Origin of the sequence: Photobacterium carnosum, from assembly GCF_002849605.1 — a bacterium.
In the GTDB taxonomy this organism is placed as follows: Bacteria; Pseudomonadota; Gammaproteobacteria; order Enterobacterales; family Vibrionaceae; genus Photobacterium; species Photobacterium carnosum.
In genome coordinates this window covers 59,273-77,413 of sequence record NZ_NPIB01000013.1, presented here as the reverse complement: position 1 = coordinate 77,413, position 18,141 = coordinate 59,273, and the positions used below count along the sequence as shown (strand labels likewise).

Genomic DNA, 18,141 nt, shown 5'->3' with positions numbered 1-18,141 from the left:
ATCTCAATATTTATTGAGCTGCTTGAGGTGCTGCTACTTGTGCATCTTTCGCATTGTTTTGAAGATACTTAAGTAACGTACGCTCTTCATCTTTATTTAGCATGTAGTATTGTTGCATCGCTTTTAGACCCTGAACCCAACCATTTGCTGTTAAGTGTTTTGGATCTGGAATAGCGTGACATTGACTACATGTTGCATCAAGAATTTCTTTACCGTAAGCCCAAATAGGCTTCATGCTCGCTAGCATATTACGCTGAGTGATCCATGCTGATACTTGTTCTTGCTGCCATGTCTGACCATCTTCAGCTTTTACTGTATTTAGAATAGTTGCTGACTTTTGTAGGTCTGCATTTAGAGAGACAGTTTGAATTTGCTTCGCCATGTCTTGTACTAACATACCAGTTGTTGAGCCTTGTTGCTGCCAACCTGTAATTTGTACTTTGATCATGTCGCCACTTGTACCTAGCACTTCAACTTTTGATGCTGGGTATAATTGACCTTGTGCATCACCTGATGCTGAGTCAGTGGTATACAATTTTTTAGATGCTAACGTATAAAGCGTTTTAGTCGCAGGTGCTTCACCAGCATTAATCGTTAATTGCTTGAACGTTGCTTGGAAGTCGTTATTGATATGAGGCAACTGGTGCGCAATACCTTTATGACATTCAATACAGTTCATATTTTTTGCTGCTGCAGTTGTCATTGCCGCTGCTGCTGCAGGAGATTGCTTAGCGTGATCCATTGCAGTGTATGAGTGACAACTCTTACAGGTTGCTGAATTTGTTTCAGCCATCATACGCCATACATTTTGAGCCATACGTAAACGGTTTGCTTCAAACTTAGCTGGAGTATCAATATCTTTACTGATAAATTCACTGTAAATATCGCCTACACCGCCCAGTTTCGCTTTCATAAAGGCAATAGGATCATTTTCAGGAATGTGACAGTCACGACATTCAGCACGTACACCGTATGCGTTTTTATAGTGGATACTAGTCTTATATTCGTTGTAGTTTTCTTTCATTGAGTGACATGAAGTACAAAACTCGGTAGTCGAACTAAACTTTATCGATTCGTGGAAGGTAAACACACCTGCCAATGTGATAATCACACAGACAACTGCAATCGCTAATACTGAATAACGACTACTTGGCTTTACTAAAAAACGCCATAGTTTCTTCATGGATGGTCCAAAATGAATTAAACGTCAAAACAACGTTAAAAAAAGAGTTGCGCACAAACTAACATTTGAATGTGAACAGGGCAACGCCATTGATTCATATAAATAAATATTCTAAACATAACTAAAAATATAATTGTGTTACAATTTGTAAGAATCCTTATTTGCTTAGAGCTCTAATTATAATCAATATGTAAATAATGTTTTACTTTAAATGTAATAATGTCGACTTTATAAAATAAAAAATAAATTAAAAAAGTAAAATCAAATAGTTACACGCGAGAAATACCGTCATTCGTACGGTAAATACAATTTAAAATTAGTAGTATCGAGAATAGTTATCAATCTCTTTTTAGTTGCCGTGCTAAGTATTTTTCTATTTATATAGAACATTAAACATTACAGATTGTAGTGCTTTTTTGTGGTAACTTATTTTTCATTTAGCGAACTAATATATTTTATATTTCCGTGTAGCCTATCAAGAAATAAGTCAAATAATAGATCACTATACCGACAAATATTATAATAGTTATTATGCTATTAAAATGCCTATTCATTCGGTTTGTCTTCGGAATATAAACATGACCCTATCTCGTCGTAACTTTTTAAAAGGTTCAGTAGCAACGGCTATCGCTGCTAACGGACTCACCCTTTTTCCTGCTGGAAAAGTATTTGCTTCAGATACAATTACCATTCCATCAGCTACTCACTATGGTCCGTTTAAAGCAGTCGTTAAAGGCGGCACATTAATTGGTGTTCAACCGATTAATGATGTCGACCCGTTCCCAACAGAAATGTTAACTAAAGGTGTATTGAGTCGTACTTATAGCGATACACGTATCAAATACCCAATGGTACGTAAGTCACTATTAGAAGATCCATTGGGCGATCACAACCCGCATCTTCGTGGTAAAGAACCTTTTGTTCGCGTTGATTGGGATACAGCAATCGCATTAACAGCATTCTGTATTGCTCGTACTGTTGAAAAACACGGTAACGAAGCAGTATTTAGTTCATCATACGGTGGTTGGTCACATTGTGGTGTTAACCGCCCTCAAACACTACAAGGTCGTTTCTTCAACCTTATTGGTGGCCAAAGTATCTGTGCTGGTGACTATTCAGCTGGAGCTTCTGAAGTTATCCTTCCACACGTTATTGGTGATATGGAAGTATACTCACCACAAACTGCGTGGGAAATTGTAGAGAAAAACACTGAAGTTGTTCTTCTAATCGGTTGTGACCCATGGAAAACCAACCGTGTAGAATTCCGTGTTGCTGATCACTCTATGCAAAAACACTGGGAAGCGTTTAAGGAAAAAGGGATTAAATTTGTCTCTATAAATCCTCAACAAACCCAAACAGATAAAGCTGTTGGTAGTGAAATGATCAATATCCGTCCTAATACGGATACTGCCCTATTTACTGCAATGTCTTACCATCTGTACAAAACAGGCCAACACGATAAAGCTTACATCGATAAATACACTGTTGGTTTTGATAAGTACCTTGCTTACTTAATCGGTGATGAAGATGGTGTTGCAAAAACACCTGAATGGGCTGAAGAAATCACAGGTTTACCTGCGGCTAAAATTAAAGAGCTCGCTGAACTTTGTGTGACTAAACGTACCCAAATCGCTGCAGGTTGGGCACTACAACGTGCTGACCACGGTGAGATGATTCACTGGTCTATCATCAACTTTGCTGCAATCGCAGGTAAAATTGGTAAACCAGGTGAAGGTGCAGGCTTTAGCTGGCACTATGGTAATGGCGGTATGCCTGCTTCTGGTAAGCGTATGCCTATCGGTTTATCACAAGGTCGTAACCCTATCACTAAGACATGTCCTGTGGTTATGGTTTCAGATATGCTGAAAAACCCAGGTAAAGCTTACACTCGTGATGGTTCAAACCTTACACTACCAAAAGCAAAACTTATCTATAACGCAGGTAATAACTTACTGTCTCACCAACAAGACACTAACGAATTAATCAAAGCGCTTAACGATAATATCGATACCATTATCTGTCACGAACCTTGGTGGTGTGCTACGGCGAAATATTCTGATATCGTTTTGCCAACAACAACCACACTTGAGCGTGATGATATTTCATCAGGCGGTACTTACAGCAACAATAAAATCTACGCGATGCGTCAGGTTATTGAGCCTGTAGGTGAAAGCTTAGATGATTACGAAATCTTCTCACGCCTTGCTTTCATGTTTAACGTACATAAAGAATTTACCGAAGGTAAAACTATGTACCAACATGTTAAAGCCTCTTATGAAGCATCTGATGCAACGGATGATTTCAAAACATTCTGGCAAAATGGTATCGCTCACGTATCAACACCTGCGGCAGCAAATAGCTTTGTACGTCATGGTGATTTCTACGCTGATCCAATTAAGAACCCACTGCATACACCAAGTGGTAAAATCGAATTATATAGCTCAACGATTGCTGGATTTAAAGCAAATAGTTGTCCACCAATGCCACAATGGATCCCACCATTTGAATGGCTAGGTAATGCGAAGAAAGGTCAAGTACACGTACTAAGCCCACACCCATGGATGCGTTTGCACTCACAAATGGCAAATGCCGATGTGAATAGCTACGAGTCTGTTGATGGTCGTCAAATCGTACTCATCAATAAAAAAGACGCTGAAGAACGTGGCGTAAAAGATGGCGATGTTGTTGAAGTTTATAATGACCGTGGTGTACTACTAGCGGGTGCTCGTATCACTGCTGAAGCAATGCCGGGTGTTATTTACATCCACGAAGGCGCATGGCTACAACTTGATAGCAAAGGCCGTTGTAACTCAGGCTCAATCAACATGCTAACAAGTAGTCAACCAACCAGTGGTTTAGCACAAGCAACCAGTGCTAACACCTGTTTGGCTTACTTCAAGAAATGTACTGATGCCGAAACGCCAAACCAAGCATACACGCCAGCTAAAGTTGTGAAATCAGACTTTAAAGTGGATATCTGGTCATTACAATTAGGTAAGCGCTTAAAAGCCGTTGCCGCAGAAAGTGGTCCTGAGCAATCACCTGGTGAGAAGTTATTCTACGGTAGCTGTACTCTTTGTCACGCAGCACCACACCCAAGTGACTTCACTTACAAGCAGTGGAAAGGTATTACAAACAGTATGTTCCCACGTGCGGGTCTAAACGAAAAAGATCGCAACCTTGTACTTGATTTCCTACAAAAGAACGCTAAAAAAAGCTAATAACTGACGGTTATTATTCTCAACGCGAATACATTAAAAGGCTCTTATGAGCCTTTTTTTTTAAGTATTAAAAACCGTAACTTCCATTAAAACTGTGATTTATTTTAAATATTTACCGTTTAATTAGGCGTTTCTATTCTGCCATTTACTATTTATCTTTTAGTTAAAACTAACCAAGCTATTAACCGTACGCGACAGTGTGGCACTGATCTCAGCGACAGAAGATAAAAACAATGCGTATTTTCCCCTATTGGTTTTGTCACTACTCCACTGAAACGTAAATTAAAAGTTGGTGTGGTGCGCAATATTCCAAACGGTTCTGAGAGGCTAAGATCTTAACAGTCAATAAAAACGCAGCCATTTTAAACCATCTTATTCACACAAGATTGATAAAATAAGCTGCGTTTTCTTTATTGAAGAAAATCGATACTAAGCTATCGATTTATGGGTGTTCTAATAGCATTACCATCGCTTGATGGGGAATATTAGCTTCCATAAATTCATCACCGTATAGCGTGAAACCTAGCTTACGGTAAAAATCAACAGCATGAGTTTGCGCGCCAAGATCAACCTTTGGATAACCTTGTTGTTTAGCATATTCCACTAAAGCTCGTACTACTTTTACACCCAATCCTTGTCCACGAGCAGCCTGCATAATCGCAATACGACCAATGTGTCCATTTGCTAAAATACGCCCGGTCCCTAATGGCTGTTCACCATCAACCACCAGCACATGCACCGCTTGTGTATCTAAACCATCAAACTCAATTTCAGGATCAATGTGTTGTTCTTGAATAAATACCTGCTCACGTACTAAACGAATACTCTCTTTATTTGCTTCATCAAAAGCAACAATGTTTACGTCTACCATGAAATATCCTATTTATCTAAATTACAGACCTTTTTTATATTGTTGGCAAATAGTGCCAACGATAGTTTGCTCTAATATTTCTCGAGCGTTGATATCACCATGGATATAGGTATCAAACAAAGAGACAACCGTTGCTTTATCAGCATTCACTGCAGTTTCCGTTTTAATATCACGTAAATCAATCATAAAGCCCGTAAACTTATTCTGAATCTCAGCCACAATATCAAGATTTAAGAAGTTCTTCGGGTTATATAATGCATTATGATCACCGCGCTGTTTATCAACCACAAATGACGCTTCAGTAAGATTAATGATCGATGCTGACTTATCACATTTACGTAAGCATTTATCATCAAAACGCTTTTTCTTACAGCCTACTGTTTGATGGAATAAGCATTGACGGCTCATTAGCAACATCATCGGGTGATAAATACTGTAATACAATTCAAACTCAGCAGGTGCTGCAATGGGTTTAATTTGTGAACGTTTGATCTCATTAGAAATAAACGCCCCAACACAACCAAACTCTTGCTGTAAGCATTCAAGGCTCAAACTGTTACTGATATTCATTTGAGGGCCAGCCACCCACGCTAAACCTAACTGATGCGCCGCATAACCGACACCATTATTATTGGTTACAATACGTGATGGCTTAACGTGTTCAAGGAACGTCACTGCCGCTTGATAATTATCGCCAATTAAAATTGCAGGGAACCAAGGAATAAGCTGTGGATTTTCTTGGAACAGACTAACTAATTTTAACCCTTCCATTGCCATCGCTTCTGGCAATTGATAATACACTGTGGTATCTGGCTGACTCACAGCAATAATATCAGCAGGATTAGCAATCAAGACCGATAATCGTGGTGTCATCGTCGATAATGGCTGACGAACAGTTTTCGGTAATTCAAACGCTTCAACTAATGGTTGATCACCATTTAACCCGCATGCAATTTGATCGCGCATTTGCGTTAATTCTTTAAATGGCACCACCACATCTGCCGCTAATTGGCTTAAATTCATTGATGATAACAAGTATTCACCGTTATTTAAGCTACGAAAGCGTTTTTCAAAACAATCGCTATCAAGTACCGTATTATCAGATTGACGCAATAACGAGGTTGATGCCACTTCAAACTGTTGTAACGGTGTCGTTACTTGAATAATAAGCGGCTGTCCAACCTGACCGATAATAGTGAGTTCTAATGCTAATAAACTAATGTCTAGATCAGCAATTCGCTCTTCAACAGTTTGAATGATCGTAGTTTTGTCATCATATAGCTTTTGCTTAACCGCTTGAATTTCAGTCTCAGATTTAGCATCAGCAATCTGTGCAAAGTGATCAACAGAGTTATCGCGTGGATTATCGATAAACATCGCGTTATTAATATCACCCATTAAGTATGAGTTAGAGAAATCGCGATTAAAGACAGTGTATAACTCACGTGTATCCGCCAATAATGGCTTTTGATTACAATAGTTATCTAATTGACGGCTCCAATTATCCACCACGGTATAAACGTAATGTGATTTTTTGATGCGTCCTTCCACCTTCAATGAATACACCCCAGCATCCGCTAAGGCTTCTAAATTTGAAAACGCAGAATTGTCTTTCATATTTAATGGGTAATCTTTACCAACCGCCGTCGTTTGGTATTGATCTCGACAAGGTTGGCTACAACGACCACGGTTACCTGAGTTACCATTTTTAGCCGAACTGATATAACACAACCCAGAAAAACCAATGCAGTATGAGCCGTGAACAAACACTTCCATTAACACATTATGTTGATGTCCAAACTGTGCTAACTGTTTTATCTCTTTGATATTAAGTTCACGCGATAAATTCACACGGCTCGCATTAAGCTGCCCCATAAATAAAATTTGGCCTTCATTATGGCTATTAACTTGGGTTGAAGCATGAACATCAAGTGTTGGGAAATGTTGCTTAATTAAGTGAAATAGCCCTAAATCTTGTAAGATAACACCATCAATTTTAGTGTTAACTAATTTATTCAATAACCGAATAACAGCAGGAATTTCACTTTCAAGGATCATGATATTAAGCGTAAGAAAAATCTTACAATCACGCTGGTGTGCAACACGAACAATGCCATTTAAATCTTCAAAGGTAATATTCGTTGCACGATTACGGGCATTAAAATTATCTAATCCACAATAAATAGCATCCGCACCCGCAACGATTGCCGCTTTAATCGACTCTATATCACCGCCCGGCGCTAACAACTCAAAGTTACTTCTCATCGCGTTATTACCCATTTATAACCGTGCCTTTCAAAAAACGTATCAATTTTGTGAACGGCTATTCTACTCATGAGCGCGATTAAGTCCAATTTTGGAAAATAAATCACATCTTACGGTCAGTTTTAATCACTTTTTATTCGTAAACAATTTTTACAAATATTCCTTATTTAAATAAATATCGATACTATGCATATATTCAAATCTTTTACTGATTAATCGAAACAATAAGGATAAAAATAATAATGACAACTCAACAGCCACAACTAACCGAAACACAAAAATCAGCTATCGACGAAATGGTTATTAACCGTGTCAATGCAATGAACAATGATGCAGTACTGTGTGAAGCGATTGATGATAAAGTACACAATATGGAAGAACATCTAAAAGCTTACTTTCATGAGCGTTTTCATTTCCACAGCAAGAAAGCATAATAAAAGTCAGTCAAAATAGACCAACAAAACCAATTATTCACTGATCACATCAACAGTATTTTTTATTGTTAGTGATCAGTCCTTCCCTAACTTAACGCCCAAATAAAACCATTAATATTAACAAATTAATAACGGAAAACGGACAATTAACATACATAATCAAGTCAAAGCAGTAAAAAACACTTTCTATTGATTGTAACTCATGGAATGGAACTATTTATTGTGTAAAATATAGACTTCTACACTATAACGTTGTTTTTACCATGATTGATTTAAATGTATTACCGCTTTACCTCACCGCTGTAATTGCTCTACTACTCATTCCTGGACCTGACATGTTACTTATTGCCAGTTCAAGCTTAACTTACGGTCGCAAAGTCGGTATTTATGCAAGTTTAGGTAATGCAACCTCTGGTATTTTATTAACCATTCTAGCGGCTCTTGGGGTATCAGCACTTATCGCAATGAACCCAATCGCATTGCATGTTTTACGTTTAGTTGGCGGCGCGTATTTATTAAAAATGGGCTGGGATTGTATGCGCAGTCACCCAGATGACGCGCCTCAAGAATTAGAGCAATCCAATAAAATGGCATCAACGTTATACCGTCGTGCTGTCTTTACTAATCTACTTAATCCTAAAGCACTCATTTTCTTTGTGTTGTTCTTACCACAATTTGTTTCAACCCATGTTGCAACATCCTCTGGCGAACAGATGCTAATTCTTGGGTTATTACTAAATGTATTAGGGTTATTATTTAACTTATTTTTAGTCACAACGATTGGTGTTTTTGGAAAATCGTTATTGAAGAATGAAAAATTCCGTAATAACCAACATAAATTTATGGGTTTAATCTTCTTCGTACTGGCTATTTGGCTATTAGCTTCACAATTACCAACACCACCAAGTATGTAAATTATTATTGATAACTATGTTTTCAACAAAAAAAATGCCATGAATAACGATGGCATTTTAGAAAATCTCAATATTTAGATAAAAAAAACGCTTAAAAATAGACTATTAGACAAAATAACTGAATAAGTAATATTTCCGATTAATGTGTGCATTATTAGTTTATAAATTTTGACTTGAATTTTGCACTAAAAAACCGCATATACTTACCTTAGATGTGTTGCGCACACTTACTTTTACATTTCTTTTATTTAATGCGCATCACCATATTACGCCCTGTATGTTGGGCGCATTAAGGATTACTATGATTACTCACGTTGGCATTATTGATCAGGATCCTGTCCGTCTGATCACTCCATTATTAGATGAAGCAGTACCTGCTGATAAAATGATCTTTATTGGTACAGAAAAACAACAACAACAATATGATCGACTCGCTTCTATTTTAACTTCACGTAATATTATTGTTGAATTTTTTATTATTCCCGACATTATCAATGTCACTCAAATTAGACAATGTTTGAACCAACTTGCTGAACAATTAAAACACGACAGCCGAGATGTGTGGTTTAATGCTAGCTGTGGTTTACGTCACCGTTTATTATCTGCTTATGAAGTCTTCCGCTCTTTCCATTGGCCTATCTACGTTATTGAGCCATTCAGTGATGAAATGTGCTGGTTGTTCCCTAATGACCGTGAACAACAACAAGTTCAAGATCGTATTCAAATCTCTGATTATTTAACTATTTTTGGTGCACGTTGTGAATTATCTGACAATCCAATGCCAGAATCTCTGAACGACCAATTATGGGAATTAGGCCAACGCTGGGCAAGTTCTGCATTAGAATTAGGCCCAGGTTTAGCAACACTTAATTATCTAGCAACAACCTGTCGTAAAGAACAGGTATTAAATGTTGAGTTAAGTGAAAAGCAACAGGGCTATAAAGAACTTGGCACGCTCCTAACTGATTTAGAAGAAACAGGCCTTGCAACATACCACGATGGTATTTTGACATTTAAACATGAAGAGGCGCGTCGTTTTGCTAACGGTGAATGGTTAGAAAGCCTAGTTCACAGTACGGTTCGTGCAATTCAAAACGAATTACCGACAATTCAAGATCACTCATTGGGCGTGCAGGTTTACCGTAAAATTGGTGACCGTGAAGTGCGTAATGAACTTGATGTGGCAACTATCGTTAATAATAAACTGCATATCATTGAGTGTAAGACTAAAGGTATGCGTGATGATGGCGGTGATACCTTGTACAAACTAGAATCATTACGTGACTTGCTAGGTGGCCTACAAGCGCGTGCAATGCTTGTAAGTTTCCGTCCTCTACGTCATCACGATTTAGTTCGCGCACAAGATTTAGGGTTGGCAATTATTGGTCCAGATCAACTGGGTGAATTATATACTCACCTTCATGATTGGTTGAAAGGTGCAGGTGGTCAGGCACATAACCCAGCATAGTTATCTGTAAAAATAATAATGTTCATTGATCAAAAAAGGCCTTTTTCACATAAGGCCTTTTTATTGAATCAAAGATTGATCGTCGCTTAATGCCGTTTAGCGTTACTTATCCAAGTCGATTAAAAACAACCCCTGCCGCTTGTGGTTTTTGCGTATGGTGCTGACCATCATCTAATAATAATGTCACTATCGTGTAGTTTTCTCCTACTGTTGCAATAATATCTCTTACAACAAACACATCATCTAAATAAGCAATTTTCATCTGTAATACAGGTGAAATAGGTAATGCAATGGTATCTTGACGTCCATTCGGAAATATAATTTTATAATCAATCATGTTTATAACTTCACTAAGCTCACAAAATACTATTCTACAACAAAATAGAGCCAATGGTTAAATTCACCAATAGGTTATAGCGTATTATCACGTTGTTTTTAATTATAGCTATTTACCTTAAACGTAAAAAAGCCGACAGTAATAAAATACTATCGGCTTTTAGAATATCGAAAATAAATCAGTGCGTTATTAAAAACGACTTATTTCGTTAGCATTTGACGAGCAGCTTCAACAACAATCTTAATTGAACGAGCTTCAGTTGCTTTTAATGTTGCGTGATCAGGAATTTCTTTTTGAGTACGATTAATAATAACGCCCGCAACACAACCTGCACGTAAACCAGAACTTGCACACATAGTTAATAATGTCGCAGATTCCATTTCAAAGTTCAACACGCCCATTTCTTGCCACTCTTTCATAGAGCCTTGGAAACGACGTACTACACGGCCAGAGAATGTGTCGTAACGCTCTTGGCCTGGGTAGAAAGTATCACTAGAAGCGGTAACACCAGTATGCACAGTCGCACCAGCATCATCACATGCTTGTTTCATTGCGGTTGCTACAGTGAAATCAGCCACAGCAGGGAATTCCATTGGAGCAAAGTGTAGACTTGCACCATCAAGACGTACAGAACCCGTAGTTACAATCATATCGCCAGGGTTGATATGCGGTTGAATAGCACCGGTTGTGCCGACGCGAAGAAATGTATTAACACCTAACTGTGCTAATTCTTCCACAGCAATAGACGTTGATGGACCACCAATACCCGTAGAACAAATAACGACAGGCTTACCATCTAGCTGTGCGCGGTACACGGTGTATTCACGAGCACTTGCTAGGAATTCAGGGTTTTCCATTAGGTTGGCAATTTTTTCCACACGAGCAGGATCACCAGGAATAATCGCTAATTCAGCGCCGTTAAGATCCGCTTTATTAACACCTAAGTGGAACACTTTATTGTCAGACATAATGATACCCTCTAAATTTAATCGCTCTGATTGTAGGAACAGAGATGGATAATTATCGTTAATTTTTGTGGTTTGACAGTAAACGTAATACGCAACATAACAACAACGTCTGTCAAAATCTAATGTAAAGATAACGGAAGCTAGAACTGTTTTTAGTGAGCTAATTCACATTAACTAAAAGCAACATAATTTTTAGTTACAAATTAACTTGATGTATATCACAACAAAACGTTTACCTATCGAATCCATCACAAAAAATAAGCAACTTCATCATAACCTTTACCACTGTTATTTACGCTTAATAATAGCCATAAATAAAAAAGCAGAATGGTGTTTAACCCATTCTGCTTATCATGATTATAAAAATAAGACGATTATGTTATTAGCAAAATCATTCTTTTGGTTTAAAACGTAATAGGCGCAAAGCATTTAACGTAACCAAAGCCGTTGCACCACTATCCGCTAAGACTGCCACCCATAGCCCAGTAACGCCTAATATCGTTGTCACTAAGAAAATACCTTTAAGTCCCAGAGCAAGACCAATGTTCTGACGAATATTATTTAAAGTGGCTCGTGATAATTCAATCATTACGGGTAGTTCTGACAATCGGTTATGCGTAATCGCTGCATCTGCGGTTTCTAATGCCACATCAGTACCACCACCCATCGCAATACCGATGGTCGCAGTTTTCATTGCTGGCGCATCATTAATACCATCACCAACCATCGCTACACTGTGTAGATCATTAAGCTTGCGAATTTCAGTCACTTTGTCTGCGGGTAACAAACTCGCACGATAATCTATATTAATCTCTTTCGCAATTGCAGCAGCAGCCCGTGCATTATCACCGGTTAGCATTACTGATTTAATACCTAACTGATTAAGCTTTTCTATCGCAATTAAGGCATCTTCACGTAAATTATCCCGCCATGCGACTAATCCTACAGGTTGTGCATTACGCACTGCAACCACCAGCGTTTTACCTTCATTTTCTAAATCAGTTGCTTGCTGCTGTTGCGCAGCTGTGAGCACAATATCTTGAGGTAAACGATCAGCGGCACATAATAAAAATTTATCGCCTTCAGTAATACCTTGAATACCTCGCCCGACTAGGGTTTCACGCTCTGTTGCTTCAACCACTGATAACTGCTTTTCTTGAGCGCGATTAACCACCGCTTTTGCTAATGGGTGCAATGATCCTGCTTCAATCGCTGCAGCTTGACGTAATAATTTCTCGTCGTCGTTATCCCAACAAATCATATCAGTTACAACAGGTTTACCTTCAGTCAGCGTACCTGTTTTATCAAACGCAACCACTTCAATATGACCCAATTGTTCTAACGCCGCTCCCCCTTTAATTAATGCACCACGACGTGCCGCCGCCGCCAAACCTGATGTAATCGCAGCGGGAGTAGAGATAACTAATGCGCACGGACAAGCAATCAATAATAACGCTAAGCCTTTGTAAATCCATTCATCCCAAGATTGACCAAAGACTAATGGTGGAATAATAACCACCAGTGCAGCCAATAAAATCATACTTGGCGTATACCAACGGCTGAATTTATCCAGGAAACGTTCTAATGGCGCTTTCCGTAATTCAGCATCTTCAATCATATGCAAAATACGATCGATGGCATTATCACCTTGAGCAGAAATAATGGTTAAGCGCACCACTTTATCCGATGCCATGCTACCAGCCATGACTTTTTCGCCAGGTGTACGTTCAACAGGTACAGACTCCCCCGTTAATGCACTTTCATCAAAACTGGCGACAACATCAAGAACTTGACCATCGGCGGGTAAACGTTCACCCGGTACAACTTCAATCACATCACCGGGTTTTAACTCAGCCGCAGATCGTTTGATTTTTGAACCATCAGCCGAAATAACCGTTGCTTCTTCTGGTACTAAATCCATTAATGCTTTGACGCCACTACGCGCCCGAGAAGCCGCATAACCTTCTAATTGTTCACCAATAAGGAACAAGAAGATAACCATTGCCGCTTCAGCCGTTTCACCAAGGTATAAAGCACCAATAGCGGCAATCGACATCAATGTTTCAATCGAAAAAGGCGTACCTGATTTGGTTAAAACAATAGCTTTTTTCAATATAGGGAATAAGCCAACAATGGTAGTCAGCGTAAACGCGAATAACCCAACGTCTGCAGAAACTGTTTTATTTAAGACAAAAGAGATCACCATCATCAATGCGATAACAATCACAGACAAATGCTGAATTAAGAAAGATGGGGTCGGTAGGTCAGCGGCTTTCGTTGTTGTAGAAACTAACGTAAAACCAGTTTGTTTAGATTTATTTTCTATTTCAGATTTTAACGTTTCAGGATCAGTCTGCTGATTATCATGAATATTAACAATCAATTTTTCAGTCGCAAACATCACTTTTGCTGTATCGACAGCCGCTAATGACATGATGGCTTTTTCAAGTTTAGCCGCGCAGCTAGGACAATCCATGCCTAACACTTTCCAGCTGAACGTTTTGCCATGAGCACTATTTGTTAGCGATGCTTCTAATGCTAATTCTTGTTCTTTACTCATAGTAGGACTTGAACAGCATTGGCCACTGTGAGCATGTCCGCTATGATCGTGATCATCATGATTATGCGCGTTCTTAGCATCGGAATCGTGACCATCACAATGGTTAGCGTTACTATGCTGATATTTATTTTGATGAGCCGTCTGATCACAAGCTGAAGCATGCGCACCAGTAATAGTAAAACTATTCTTGTTTGTTACGGCATAGATATCATGATGCGTTGTCGTTGAACAACAACCACCAGCAGCGGGACCTTCAGTGTCGTTATCACCACACCCTTCAGAATCTTTATTCGTCGAGCAACACTCAGAATTTATACTCGAACAACAATCAGCCGTTGCTGCAACCACCGTTACGGTTGCTTGATTAGCAACCGTTGATTTTGTTGTATGAATATGATCTTTTTTATTATTACATTGAGCACACATCATCGTTCTCCTTGGGTGCTATTCAGTTTTACTGATGATAATTATAAACCTTTGAGTTAAGACCAAGGTCAAGCAAAATAGCCACATATCACGGTACTCAAGTGATAATAATTATCAAAAAATCAGTAAATATACGTTACACCCTCAGAGTTCAATTAACGTAAACGTCGTAAAACAGTTGCATTATCAATTACATCGCCCCAGAGCGTATAATCTAGTCCCATATCAAAAATATATTCTGTCACTAATGTTCGCACACAGTTAACCAATACCTCAGTATCCCATGGTTTTTCAAAATAGCTTTCGATACGGGCTTTATTAATCGCAGCAATGGTATCTTGCTGGGTAGCTTGCCCCGTTAATAATACTTTTTTAGTGTGTATAAAGCGGTTGTCGTTTGCCACTAACGTCAATAACTCAACGCCGCTTTTACCCGGCATCACATGATCGGAAATAATAACCCCAATAAATTCACCCTCTGCATCAAGTTCATCCATTAACGCTAATGCTTCATCCGCTGACTCACAATCTTCCAATAAAAAAGACGGCTCAAACTCAGCTAAATCTTTTAATACTGCACTTAACACTTCACGTTGATCATCAACACAAATAATAGTGATTTTTTCCATAATAACCGTCCTTTACGTTATTGGTAATTTGATTCTAAATGTTGTTCGTTGATGATCGCTTTTAACGACTATAGTGCCCCCATAACTATTAACAATACGTCGAACTATTGCTAATCCCAATCCTAACCCAAACGATAATCCGCCTTTTTTCGTACTAAAATTTGGATTGAATATTTTACGACGCGTAGCTTCATCGATCATCGGTCCATTATTAGTAATAGTGACTAACAACTTATTTTTTACACTTCGCGTAATAATTTCAATTTGTGGATTGTCAGTATGTTCCATTGCATCACATGCATTCTTGATCAGGTTAACCCAAATCTGTACCAACTCAGTGATGCTAGCGGTTACAGGCGGTAAAATTGCAGGTCGTAATACCACATCAACATAGCGTAAATTACTTTGTAATAATGTTAACGATTTATGTAATGTATCCGTGATATCAACATTCGGTATTCGTGCGTGATCACCACCACCTAGCTGTTTTACTGATCGTACAATACTGGCGGCATGTCGTGCTGCAAGTCGTATATCACGCAAATCACGGCCGCTATCCCAACATATTAAGGCAGCATCAATATCTTTAAGCCAATCAGCGGGAACATCACCTTCGGGTAATGCACGCGCAAGGGTTCGAGCTTGTTCTCGACTCAATGTATACTGCTGCTGTAATACTTTGCTGCGTTCACGAACTTGGGCTGAACTAATACTTTGCCCATGATCGATACCATGTTGTAAAAATGGTCGCATTTGAGGCTGATTATCATTAACAAACTGGCTGATCGCGGTTTGGATATTCTCCGTTTTACTACTAATCACACCAATGGCATTATTAAGCTCATGAGCAATCCCTGCCGCTAATTGACCTAATGTGGTCATTTGTTCAGTGGCATACAATTTCTGCAACGCTTTTTCTTTTTCTAGTGCCGCTATTCCAGTAAGCATCTGCCGCATCGCTAACTCATGCACCATTACAGGCATAAATTGCTCAGCTAATGAACCATAATGCTCAGGCTCAACCGCTTGGGTCGATAAATCAATCCAAGCAATCTCACTGTCTTTTTCTGCAACAACCGTCGTAGAGGCAACCAGTGTTTGAGCAAAAAAACTGTGTACGCCAAAGAACATCCCTTCTTTGACCACAAACACCTGCGCACTTAAATCATTTTCTTTACTATTTACATAGCCTGATAACTCACCTTGTTTTACCCAATATAAGCGATCGTTATACCCATCTTGTCGCAAAACCTCCGTGCCAGCAGTAACAGCAATCATCGACTTAGGATCTTGAAAATAGGTATCAATGATCCGTCGCAGTGCTTTGGGTTGATTCATAGCATCATCCTTGATCTAACGTTAACAGCACTAAATATGATCGATAACTTGTAGCCCCCAAATCATCACAAAACTTAATAACACCCCGACGACACCGACAATCGCACCTATTCGAGCCATTTGATTACTTTCAACATAACCCGTTGCATGTGCTAACGCATTAGGCGGTGTACTTATCGGTAATGACATACCTAACGATGCAGCAAAAGTCACCACCAGAATCAAGGTAACTTCACCACCTAATGGCGTTAATGACGTCATCGATGTTCCCAATGCTGCCATAATGGGCATTAATAGGTTTGCCGTTGCGGTATGTGACATAAAGTTAGCCATTAATAAACACAGTATCGCGGCACCAAGCAAGACCACATAAGGTGAGAAAATATCAAATGGAATACTATGTACAACCAATTTAGCCAAACCAGTTTTATCTAACGCTAAACCAAGCGCAATACCACCAGACACTAACCACAATACATCCCATGAAATTTTCTTAAGATCTTCCTTATTGATAATCCCCGTTATCGAGAAAATTGCCACCGGAATTAACGCTACCGTATAAGCGTTCATGCCATGCATTGAGCCCATTAGCCACAACATAATAGTGACGGCAAATGTCACATAAACCGTGATCGCTTTTGGGGTTTTTAGAAACTTACCTTGGATAGTCAATTCAATTGATTGTTGCGTTGCAGGATAAAGTTTATTAATCAACCACCACGCAAATACCAATAACACCGCGACAAAAGGCACGCCAAAGAACATCCACTCACCAAAAGTAATCAGATTTTCTCCCGTCAGATATTTCAGAGCAATCGCATTAGGTGGGGTGCCGATAGGTGTTCCAATACCGCCAATATTAGCCGCAACAGGAATAGATAACGCAAAGGCTATTTTACCAGGGTCTTTAGCACCAAATAAGGTAATAACTGGCGCTAAAATAGAGAGCATCATCGCTGTTGTTGCGGTGTTTGACATAAACATTGAAAAAACAGCGGTAATCAACATTAAACCGAACATGACATATTTAGGTTGTTTTCCAAACGGCCGTAATAACACCCGTGCTAAGTTAACATCTAAACGGTATTTCGTTGCTGCCATCGCCAAAAAGAAACCGCCAAGAAATAACATAATAATCGGACTCGCAAAGGTCGCCATTATTTCGCTATAACTCATTAAATTACCAAACTGAGGCTGCCCTTGATCAAGCCTAAATAAATACAGACTTTTATCTGACAGTAATAATAATTCCAGCACAATAATCACAACAGAGGTTGCATAGATAGGAATAGGCTCCATCACCCAACACAATGCCGCTAATAGAAAAATAGCAATCACACGTTGCTGAATCACCGTTAACCCTTCAATAGGAAAAGCTGATGCCGGTAATAACAAAACAATTAATGGGATCAGAATAGGTATGATATAGCGAAGATTTTGACGCATAGAACATTATTCCCTTAAACAATAAATACGCCATCACCTTTATTTTCCTTCGATTAAAGGTGAAGTGTAATGGCTAAACTA

General features: G+C 38.9%; 13 protein-coding genes. 4 read left to right on the top strand and 9 right to left on the bottom strand.

The window, feature by feature from the left end; translation table 11 throughout:
• Positions 1-10 precede the first annotated feature (10 nt).
• Positions 11-1,183, bottom strand: coding sequence for a pentaheme c-type cytochrome TorC (gene torC / locus CIK00_RS11780; protein WP_101769053.1), 1,173 nt, complete (start codon positions 1,181-1,183; stop codon positions 11-13).
• Between the two features lie 578 nt (positions 1,184-1,761).
• Here torC and CIK00_RS11775 point away from each other — a divergent pair.
• A complete protein-coding gene (locus CIK00_RS11775; protein ID WP_101769052.1) occupies positions 1,762-4,404 on the top strand; it encodes a molybdopterin-dependent oxidoreductase in 2,643 nt (880 codons plus the stop codon).
• A 442-nt stretch (positions 4,405-4,846) separates the two neighbouring features.
• On the opposite strand, the gene CIK00_RS11770 is transcribed toward CIK00_RS11775, so the two are convergent.
• Entirely contained in the window at positions 4,847-5,275 is a 429-nt protein-coding gene (locus tag CIK00_RS11770) for a GNAT family N-acetyltransferase (RefSeq protein WP_101769051.1), read from the bottom strand.
• A 21-nt stretch (positions 5,276-5,296) separates the two neighbouring features.
• Positions 5,297-7,555: a peptidase U32 family protein gene (locus tag CIK00_RS11765; protein ID WP_233426560.1), complete on the bottom strand. Its 2,259-nt coding sequence runs from the start codon at positions 7,553-7,555 to the stop codon at positions 5,297-5,299.
• Between the two features lie 227 nt (positions 7,556-7,782).
• Between CIK00_RS11765 and CIK00_RS11760 the strand changes: the two genes are divergently transcribed.
• From CIK00_RS11760 to CIK00_RS11750, 3 genes are all read left to right on the top strand, one after another.
• Positions 7,783-7,974, top strand: a complete 192-nt coding sequence (locus CIK00_RS11760; RefSeq protein ID WP_101769050.1) for a hypothetical protein — start codon at positions 7,783-7,785, stop codon at positions 7,972-7,974.
• A gap of 263 nt (positions 7,975-8,237) precedes the next feature.
• Entirely contained in the window at positions 8,238-8,888 is a 651-nt protein-coding gene (locus CIK00_RS11755) for a LysE family translocator (RefSeq protein WP_101769049.1), read from the top strand.
• A 301-nt stretch (positions 8,889-9,189) separates the two neighbouring features.
• A complete protein-coding gene (locus CIK00_RS11750; RefSeq protein WP_101769048.1) occupies positions 9,190-10,356 on the top strand; it encodes a Card1-like endonuclease domain-containing protein in 1,167 nt (388 codons plus the stop codon).
• 106 nt (positions 10,357-10,462) lie between these two features.
• Here the strand turns inward: CIK00_RS11750 and CIK00_RS11745 are convergent, their stop codons facing one another.
• The 6 genes from CIK00_RS11745 to CIK00_RS11715 all read right to left on the bottom strand — a co-directional run bounded on the left by CIK00_RS11745 (position 10,463) and on the right by CIK00_RS11715 (position 18,060).
• Positions 10,463-10,693: a hypothetical protein gene (locus CIK00_RS11745; protein ID WP_101769047.1), complete on the bottom strand. Its 231-nt coding sequence runs from the start codon at positions 10,691-10,693 to the stop codon at positions 10,463-10,465.
• A gap of 200 nt (positions 10,694-10,893) precedes the next feature.
• Positions 10,894-11,661 carry a uridine phosphorylase gene (gene udp / locus CIK00_RS11740; protein WP_045036667.1) on the bottom strand — a complete coding sequence of 256 codons (768 nt, stop codon included), beginning with the start codon at positions 11,659-11,661 and terminating at the stop codon, positions 10,894-10,896.
• Positions 11,662-12,052: 391 nt separating this feature from the next.
• The gene (locus CIK00_RS11730) at positions 12,053-14,647 is read right to left on the bottom strand and encodes a zinc/cadmium/mercury/lead-transporting ATPase (protein WP_101769045.1); all 2,595 of its coding nucleotides are present in this window, start codon (positions 14,645-14,647) and stop codon (positions 12,053-12,055) included.
• A gap of 155 nt (positions 14,648-14,802) precedes the next feature.
• Entirely contained in the window at positions 14,803-15,276 is a 474-nt protein-coding gene (locus tag CIK00_RS11725) for a response regulator (RefSeq protein WP_045036669.1), read from the bottom strand.
• A gap of 12 nt (positions 15,277-15,288) precedes the next feature.
• Positions 15,289-16,614, bottom strand: a complete 1,326-nt coding sequence (locus tag CIK00_RS11720) for an ATP-binding protein (RefSeq protein WP_101769044.1) — start codon at positions 16,612-16,614, stop codon at positions 15,289-15,291.
• Positions 16,615-16,644: 30 nt separating this feature from the next.
• Complete coding sequence (locus CIK00_RS11715) at positions 16,645-18,060, bottom strand: SLC13 family permease (protein ID WP_101769043.1); 1,416 nt, start codon at positions 18,058-18,060, stop codon at positions 16,645-16,647.
• Between the last annotated feature and the right edge of the window lie 81 nt (positions 18,061-18,141).